Here is an 8,744-nt window from a genome sequence, read left to right as displayed (position 1 = left end):
GCGCACCACGAGGCCTGGAAACGGCCGGTCGGACCGCGGGGGCGTCGCCGGGCCGCGGGGGGCGGGGGGGGGGGGGGCCCCCGCCGCGCGCGGGGGGGGGCGGGGGGGGGGGGGGGGGGGGGGGGGGGGGGGGGGGGGGGGGTTTGGGGGGGGGGGGGGGGGCGGGGGGGCGGCCCCCCCCCCACCTTCCGGTCCTACTGCTTCGAACCCCTCACCGCCAACGAAACCGCCGACTCCTCACCACCCAAAGCCATTGGCTGCCCACCCTGTTCGAACCCGCCCTGCACATCGGACTCCGGACTCCGCGAGGCGAACTCCTCGGCCTGTGCTGAGAAGACCTCGACCTCAACGCAGGCACCGCCGCCATCCGCCACTCGCTCCAGCGCACCCGCACCAGCGACTTCACGCACCTGCCCACCAAGACCCGGGCGTCCGAGCGCCGTATCGCGCTCCCGACCGAATGCATCCACTCCCCCAAGGAGCACAAACAGCAGCAGGACACGGAGCACGAGACCGCAGGGTCAGCCCGGCGGGACAGCGGCCTCATCTTCACCACCCCTACCGGCCGGCCTCTCGACCCCGCCAACCTCACCGCCACTTCCGCAGCTTCCTCGACCAGGCTGGGCTCCGCCGCGTTCGCTTCCACGACCTCCGGCACTCGACCGCCAGCCTGCTCCTCGAACAGGGCGTCGAACTCGTCGTGATCAAGGAACTCCTCGGCCACGCCCACATCGGCGTCACCACCACCGTCTACGCCCACGTACGCATCCGCCTTCAGCGCGACGCCATCGACCTGCTCGGCCACGCGCTCATCCGCCCCTGACAGTCAGACGGCGGCGGACACCACTGTGTCCGCCGCCGTTGCCGTCAACTACTGCCGTCAGGCGGTAAATTAGCCCCGCCGCACACAGCTCGGCGGGGCTAAAATTTGCTACTGGTCACGATCCCTAGCAGCGCAACATCTACTAGCGGTCACCGGACAGCCGGGCAAGTACATCCGCAGCGAGCTCTGCTGAAGCGTGGTCGAGACCTACCGTCGCCGTTCCATCCAGACGTTCGGACATGTAACCGGCCATCGCAGACACTGCATCCGCAGAGGCCACGGGGGCGAGCCACCTAAGCCACTCGCAGACCATGCGCATTCGAAATTCCCTGAGGATTTCCACGCGGTCCAAAGGATCTGACTCCGAGGCCAGCTTGATCACCTTGAACGAGGCGGCAAGGCGATTGTGCGGCATATCGTGAGCCGAAAGAATCAGTCCAAGTTCATCAGACTTACCGAGATTGAAATTATCGGCTACTACAAACTGGGGCAGCGGGTAACCGTCCACGCTTGTCAGTGCTTGCCCGTCGCGTCCGGAATCGATAACTACGTCGACACGGGAAGCAATCCCGGGGTCATCGACAGCGACTCGGATGTGATGCACGCCAGGATCCCCGACGTTCTGCACGAAACGTGACACGCCGAGGATGTCGCCGACTCCGACGGCCCCGTCGTCGAGCACCAGGTCTCCGTCGAACAGGACGCTGCCTTCGGCCGGGCCAGCCCTGTTCCACAGCCTGACCCGGACCAGCCCCACCTGCGCACGTGCGGCGATCTGGACGTGACTCCTAGACGCCACCAGTGGCGCACCGGCCAGCGCCAGAACCTCCTCCGGAGGGGCTGTCGATCCAATACGGATCACGCGATGGTTCAAGTAGAGCTCGGCACTACCGATGAGCATTTCTCCGCCAACTACCAGATCTGAATTTGATGGTGCACCCGGTCAGCGCCATCGCCAACCGGGCGCACCCTGACCCTACTACCGCGTATGGCCTGGCAGTAGCTCCGCTAGCTTCTCAGCTGCACTCGGAATCCCTGGTAGCCCCGCAAACGTGGGATCGTGATAGCCGTGATTGCGCAGCATCTGCTGGGCTTTCGATACAGCAACCGCCTGAGTATCACTGCACGTTTCACAGTGAGGAAACAGGCTGCGCGGAAGGCTAGTCGGTCCAATTCCAGTAGACGGCTGGTGGTCACCCGTCATCGTCGGACTGCTCCCACCGCAGGAGTGGCATGGCCTTCCCTGCATGGCCGCACTCTGCTCCGAGGTAACGACCGGCCCGGTCGCAGGCACCGACTCATCGGCATGAGGACCGACGCGCAGCGTATTCGCCTCCCTCTGACTCAGCGATACGTTGCAGTTGTGAACCAGGATTGGCGTGGCGCCCGCCACCACATAGTACGTATGCAGATCACTGACAGTCAGGTTGTGCACCGTCGCCGATGCGACAGTCCAGCGCTTGACCTTGGTGATCTGGACGTGCGTCCCGGCGCTGGTGCGCAGCCACTCGCCCGATGTCAGGTCGGTGGCGTCGATCCATTCGCCCAGTTCGGCGACCCAGAAGGGATGGCCGTCGGTCGCGGTGACCGACGTGGTCTTCGTGCCCTTGTCACCGTCGACGTCGATGGTGACCTTGACGAGGTGCTTGAGCCCGTGCCCCTTGATCTCGGCCGTGACCGTCTCGACCGTCGTCTCCCCGGTCTCCGGATCCGTGGCCAAGACCTTGTCGCCGATGTCGACGTCCTTGATCGCCTTGTGGGATCCGTCGGCCATCAGGACCTTCGTCCCGGGCGTGAAGCTGTTGTCCTCGACGTCGCAGGTCGAACGCGCGGCCCTGCTGCTCTTCCGCCAGTCCCCGAAGGCTTCCCACAGCTTCCGGCCCAGGTTGGTGATCCGCTTCACCAATGCCCAGGCCTTGTCCATCTTGTTCCAGTACTTCACGGCCAGGCGGGCCATGGGACCGCCGGCCAGCAAGGAGGACACGACGTTGAGTGCCGTGGCTCCGCAGGAGCCGAGGGCTCCGGTGGTGAAGCAGTCGAGAGCGTCGGTGAGCCCGAGCTCGTCCGCGGTGATCTGCGCCAGTTCCTTGGCGATGGCGATCGCCCGCTGCTTGGCCGCCTCGGCCGCTGCCTTCTGCTCGCGGGCCCTGTACTCGGCCGTCGACTCCTTCGGCTTCTGGACGCTGTAGTACTCGTAGTACGTGTCGGTCGCCTTGACCTCCCAGCCGTCCTTGGTCAGCGAGCAGGTGATGCCGGTCAGCACACAGTCGTCGGGCGCCAGACCGCTGGGGTCGGACAGCGTGACCGGGCTGTTGTTGCTGTAGGAGTAGCCGTTGATCTGCTGCGGGTCGCTGTAGTCGATCAGCGGGTCCGCCGAGATGAAGCGGCCCGTGTCGGCGTCGTACTCGCGTGCTCCGAGCGTGGTCAGTCCCGTGGACTCCTGGACGGTGCCGCCCACGAAGCCCTTGTCGTTCACCCAGCCGGAAGAGGACGACGTCGACTCGTCACGCCTGTTCCCGAAGGGGTCCATGCGGCGGCGGGTCGTCTCGCCGGTCTTGGCGTCGATCGCCAGCTGTGCCGTGCCCTGATGGTCCGAGGCGAGGTAGTGGACGCCGCTCGCGTCCCGCATCGCGACGGTCGTGCCGGCGAAGGAGTAGTAACGGGTCGCCGTCACCTTGGCCGTGGCCTTGTCCAGGCGCAGCTCCATGCCCGGCAGGTAGAACGTCTTCTCACCGGAGGTGTCCCGGAGGATCCGCTCGCCCGACGCGTCGTACTTGTACTGCGTCACCGTGCCGTCGGCGTTGGTGACCTTCGTCAGCTCACCCTGCTTGTCCCAGTCCAGGGTCTGGGTGTCGCCGCCGAGGACCCGCGTCCTGGTGTGGCCCGACACGTCGTACGTGTAGGTGTCCTGGGACGTGACGGCGGGCGTCGTGCTCGTCGCCTCGGTCGTCTCCACGACCGACGAGACCGTGTGCGGACCGGAGTTCGTGCCGTTCGGGCCCGAGCCCTCTCCGTACGTGTACGTCCGGGTCCTGGTCGGGGCACCGTTCAGCCCGTGGCGGACCTCACTCTTGCGGTTGCCGATCGCGTCGTAGTCGTACTCCGTCCAGTACGGAGACGCTCCGCCCACGGTCGAGGACGAGGCCCCCGACGTGCAGGCCGCGTCCGCGCTTCCCGTGCCCTTGGCTCCGTTCGGCGACAGCGACGAGGTCCACGCGTCGGTGAGGCGGCGCAGGCCGTCGTAGGCGAAGCACTGCACGTCCTTCGCGCCGTTGGCGGGCGTGTCGGCGATGGAGAGGATGTCACCGGCCGCGTTGTACGTGTAGTTCGCGTTGTACGCGGTGCTCGACGCGCCCTCCACCGTCACGCTTCCGCGGGTCAGACGGTGCGTGCCCGCTTCGAAGGTGTTGTTGATCCAGGTCTTCCGCGCCGTCGACTCGCCCGTGAAGAGCTCCACCTGCTCCAGGTCGGACGTCGGCGAGTACGACGCATCGGTGACGTACTTGAGTCCGCCGAGCGACGTGTTGAGCCCGTCCGGCCGCTGCAGTTCGTCGTAGGCGAAGCCCAGGGCCTCACCGGGCAGGTCACCGGCCGCCGGAAGGCCCTGGGCCTTCATGGTGCCGTCGTCGTTGTACTCGGTGGTGAACTCGTAGGTGCCGCCCAGCTCGGGCTCGGCCGTCTTCGACAGGTAGTACTTCGTCGAGACCGGCTTGAAGTCGTTGTTCGGGTCGAGGGCGGGGTAGGTCACCGAGGAGTGGACCGCGCCGTCCTTGTAGGTGTAGACGCCGTACAGCTCGCCCTTCGCGAACGTGTCGTACTTCGTCAGCGACAGCCTGGTACCGGTGTCCGGCTCGCCCTGCCAGGTGGAGACCGCGCGGCCCAGTTCGTCGTACTTCGTGGAGGTCTTGTCGCCGTTGACCGTCACGGACGTCTGACGGTCCAGGTCGTCGTAGGTGAACGCCGACGTGCCCGTGTCCGGGTCGACCGCCGTCTTCTTGCGCCCCAGCTGGTCGTACGTGTACGTCCACAGGTTCCCGGCGGTGTCGGTCACCTTCCGCAGCTGACCGGCCGGCGTGTAGGCGTAGGACGTGGTGACCGCGCTCCCGCCCTCGGGGTACTGGATCTGGGTCGTGGTCCGGTCCCGGGCGTCCTTGACGACCGTCGTCTTCACGCCACCGGCCGGCGGCGTGGTGGTGACCCGGTCCCCGCCGTGCGCGTACGTCGTGCGGTGCCGCTCCGCTCCCTGCACCTTGAAGACGGAGGCCGTGACCCGGCCGGCGCCGTCGTACTCCGTGACCGTCTGCGCGTCGAGGTCCGCGTTGACCGGCTGGAAGAGCGTCGAGGAGGGAGCACCGGAGGCGTAGTAGGTCTGGTTGGTCTGCACCACGCGACCGGAACCGTCGTAGCGGGTGTCGGCGACCATGCGACCGCCTCCGGGACCCTCCGTCTGCTCCTGGCGCGGCCTGAGCAGACCGTCGTAGAGCGTCCACTCGCTGCCGTACGAGGTGGCCCCGTTCTCGATCTTCTGGGTGTGCACGGCGGTCGGGCCGTCGTCCCCGCGGACCACGTAGGAGTACTTGACCGACGGACTCATGCCGATGCGGTCGGGGAACCACACCGACGTCAGGCGGCCCAGGCCGTCGTAGGCCATCTCGGTGCGCCTGTTGTTCTGGTCGACCTTGACCTTGGGGACGCCCCAGTGGGGCGCGTACTCGGTCGAGGCCGTCCACCCCAGCCTGTTCGTCACGACCGACTTCGTGGCCAGGCCGAAGGTGTCCGTGTACGTGGTCGACGTCGTGTAGGCGGTGGAGGAGGCGGCGGTCTCCGCGTCCTTCACCACCAGCGGGCGGCCGTAGTCGTCGTACGTCGTGACGGCGGTCGTCTGGTACTTCGCCGTCGTCCCGTCGTGGGAGACCAGCCGCTTGATCGTGGTGGCGTCGCCCTTGACGGGGGCGGCTCCCAGCGTGGTGGAGCCGTCGTAGAAGGTCAGATCGTCCGAGATGACCTGGCTCTGACGGTTGGGGGTGGCGGCGCACTCGACGCTGACCGTCTCCTGGCGGGAGACGTACGTGTACATGTGCCGGCTCGCGTTGTCCGCGTACTCGACACGGGTGCACTCGTTGTCGGCTACGCCGATCTCGCCCACGTCGTTGACCTGGGTCACGCGCCCCGTCTTGGAGTCGTACGTGGTGATCGACCGGGTGTGGCGCCAGCCTCCGACGGCGAGCGCGACGTAGGAGTTGGTCGTCCCGCTCGCGACGTAGCGGGCCCTGCGCGTGCCCCAGTCCTTGGTGGAGGTCGCCGTCACCGCGGTCCAGGGAGTGGTCACCGACTTCTGGGTGATGTCGGAGCCGTTGTACGTGATCGTCTCCAGCTCCCGGCCGGCCTTCCACTCCGAGTCCTCGTGCGAGACGCCGGTGGAGTCGGTCACCGTCGCGGAGCGCGTCGCACCGCTCGCGTCCACGTCGCCGTGCAGACCGCGGAAGAAGACGTGCTCCGTCCTGGTGTTGGACGGTGAATTGGTGCCGTCGGACGTGACGACCCGTACCTTGCCGTAACCGCGCCAGTCGCCCCAGGTGCGGTACTCGGACTTGGTGATGCCGTCGGCCCTCGCCTTTCGCCAGCCCGCGTCGCCGAGGTACGTGTACGAAGTGACCTGGTCCCTGCCGCCGCCGGTCAGGTCGGTCTCGACGACCGACTCGACGACGTACTTGTGGAACCAGTCGACGATCGGGTCCTCGACGCCCGGCGGGTTCCACTTCACCGGGAAGCAGCGCTTGGTGGAGGAGTCCTCGGCGGGCAGGCTGCTCGCCGTGCACTCCGCCGGGGCGTAGTTGACGCTGAGCGCGCCGCCCGACTCGTTCTTCACGCCGGTCAGGCGGTGGCGGTGGAAGGGCTGGATGTTGTCGCCGGCCACGTCGACGCGGTTGGGGAGCTGGGTGCCGTAGAGCTCGACGGACGGCACGGACGTGTCGGTGCCGACCTTTCCGGTGTGGTCGATGCGGTCCAGCCACAGCGACTTCGAGCCGTCACCGTTGTCGGTGAAGATGTGGGTGAGCCGCCACTCGTCGACCGGGGAGTAGGTGGCGTCGCCCGTGCGGATCTGCGTGGTGACCTTGGTGAGCTTCTTGCGCGTCCAGAACGTGGGCGAGTTCTGGCCCTCGCACTTCGTGTCGGCCTTGCAGTTCTGGTCCCAGGGGACGTCCGGCCAGTCGGCGGCCGTCGCGTCCGTGAGGTCGGCGGCCTCGCAGTCGGTCAGGCTGCCGATGCAGCGCTCGGCGGTGGTGAAGACGACCTGGGCGGCCGGCTTCGTCGTGTACGCCTTCCCCTCGCGCTGGCCGTAGTCGATGCGCTTGAGGTAGCCGCCACGGGTGTAGGCCTTGCCGTTCTCGGCCGTCTTCAGACCCTGGGTGTAGTGGTTCGTCTCCTTGCCGTAGAAGAACGACATCGCGTTGCCGTGCCGGTCGATGACGTGGTCGAGGTTCCAGCGCCAGGCCTGCGCACAATGGGCGCTGGCGAACGTGGCGTTGTAGCAGGGCTCGCCGGAGTCGTCGCCGTAGACCGGGACGGTCCAGGTGGAACCCGTCTCCTCGTTCCCGCTGGCGTAACCGGGCAGGCGGTTCAGGCCGAAGAAGTACTGGGTGCCGTCACCCGTGGTGACCTTCCAGTGCTCACCGTTGTTGTCGCCGTTGGTCGTCCCGGTCAGGCGCTCGACCTTGGAGTTGTCGTCGTTGCTGATCCGCCACTCGCCCGTGGTGTCGTCCTTGACGATCTCTCCGGAGGTGCCGCCGGCCAGGGCGAGGGTGGCGTTGTCGTACGCCCAGCACTGGTCGCCGTAGGTCTTGTCGTGGCCGTCGTCGGCGCAGGGCTTGTACCGGCGCTCGATGTGGCCGGGTTCGTAGGAGAAGCCCTGTCCGACCCAGGAGCCCTGGTTGTTCGTGGTCGCCGTCTGGCCGTCGATCGACTGGGAGTTGTAGCCCAGCCCGACGCTGGGCTGCAGACCGCCGGGGACGGGGGGCGTGGTCACCGGGTACGACCAGGTGAACGCGCCCGACCTCGTGTCGACGCCCCACTCGGACGACGCGGAGAGGCCGGTCGCCTTGTAGTCGCCTCCGTCACCCGCACTGCCCGCCGTGGCCGCCAGGACGGTGGCGGAGGAGGTGCCCGACTCCGCCTCGATCAGCTGAGTACGGGGACCGGAACTGTCGCCGGCGGCGTTGACGGTCGCCGTCAGCGTCTGCTGCACGGCGTTGTTGGTGCTCTTGACGTACGTGGGGGTCGAGCACCCCTTCTTCTCCGGGGTCGTCAGCACACACGCCGGGTACTGCGCGAGGCGGAGCCGGGAGCCGTAGCCGCCACCGTAGGCATGCGCGAAGTCCGAGTAGTCCAGCGTCAGGCGAGCGGGGCCCTTGGCGGTCTCGCCGTCGGTGCGGGCGACGGTGAACAGGACGCCGTCGACGCCCGCCGCCTTGACCGCCTTGCGGCCGAGGACTTCGACGCGGATCGACTCGGCGGCCTTCGCCCCGCCTGCCGCCTCGGCGGTCACCGGCAGGTCGCCGGCCTTGGCCGCCTTGCCGGACAGAGTGACGTCGGCGCGCGCCGCCTTGGGCCAGCGCACATGGTCGGCCTGTTCGACCGCGGCCTTGCGAGCCTCGTCGGTCTTCTTGAAGACCCTGGGCTCGGCGTTCTTGCCACGCACCGGGTCGTCGAGGTCGGTCTGGGCCTTCGGCCTGGTCGCGCCTGTGTCGGCGGCGGCTTCCGGGCCGTACTGCGGAAGCAAGCCCACCGACAGGGCCAGACCCAGCACGATCGCCGCGCGACGGCGGCCATTGCGCCAGGCCGGTCTGGCCGACCGGAACCAAGGGGGCGAGGACATGACATCTCCATCGGATTGAGGGATGCGGAGGACAGCGGAAAGGCA

2 protein-coding genes and 1 pseudogene are annotated in these 8,744 nt (G+C 67.7%); 1 reads left to right on the top strand and 2 read right to left on the bottom strand.

All coding sequences use genetic code 11. From position 1 onward, the window contains the following. Nucleotides 1-201: 201 nt before the first annotated feature. Nucleotides 202-823 (top strand): annotated as a pseudogene (locus ACIF8T_RS00765) (site-specific integrase); the annotation flags it as partial. 142 nt (nt 824-965) lie between these two features. On the opposite strand, the gene ACIF8T_RS00760 reads toward ACIF8T_RS00765, so the two are convergent. Together ACIF8T_RS00760 and ACIF8T_RS00755 are read right to left on the bottom strand one after the other, a co-directional pair. Further along, nucleotides 966-1,724, bottom strand: a complete 759-nt coding sequence (locus ACIF8T_RS00760) for a hypothetical protein (RefSeq protein ID WP_400029712.1) — start codon at nt 1,722-1,724, stop codon at nt 966-968. Between the two features lie 78 nt (nt 1,725-1,802). Beyond that, nucleotides 1,803-8,699, bottom strand: coding sequence for a polymorphic toxin-type HINT domain-containing protein (locus ACIF8T_RS00755; protein WP_400029710.1), 6,897 nt, complete (start codon nt 8,697-8,699; stop codon nt 1,803-1,805). Between the last annotated feature and the right edge of the window lie 45 nt (nt 8,700-8,744).

It is taken from the genome of Streptomyces sp. NPDC085946 (assembly GCF_044540485.1).
Lineage (GTDB): Bacteria > Actinomycetota > Actinomycetes > Streptomycetales > Streptomycetaceae > Streptomyces.
The sequence above is the reverse complement of the archived record's forward strand: the minus strand, read 5'-3'. Positions and strand labels throughout refer to the sequence as shown.

Excerpts from the sequence above, each read along its gene's own strand:
- ACIF8T_RS00760 (WP_400029712.1), bottom strand. The coding sequence starts at position 1,724 with ATGCTCATCGGTAGTGCCGAGCTCTACTTGAACCATCGCGTGATCCGT.
- ACIF8T_RS00755 (WP_400029710.1), bottom strand. The coding sequence starts at position 8,699 with ATGTCCTCGCCCCCTTGGTTCCGGTCGGCCAGACCGGCCTGGCGCAAT.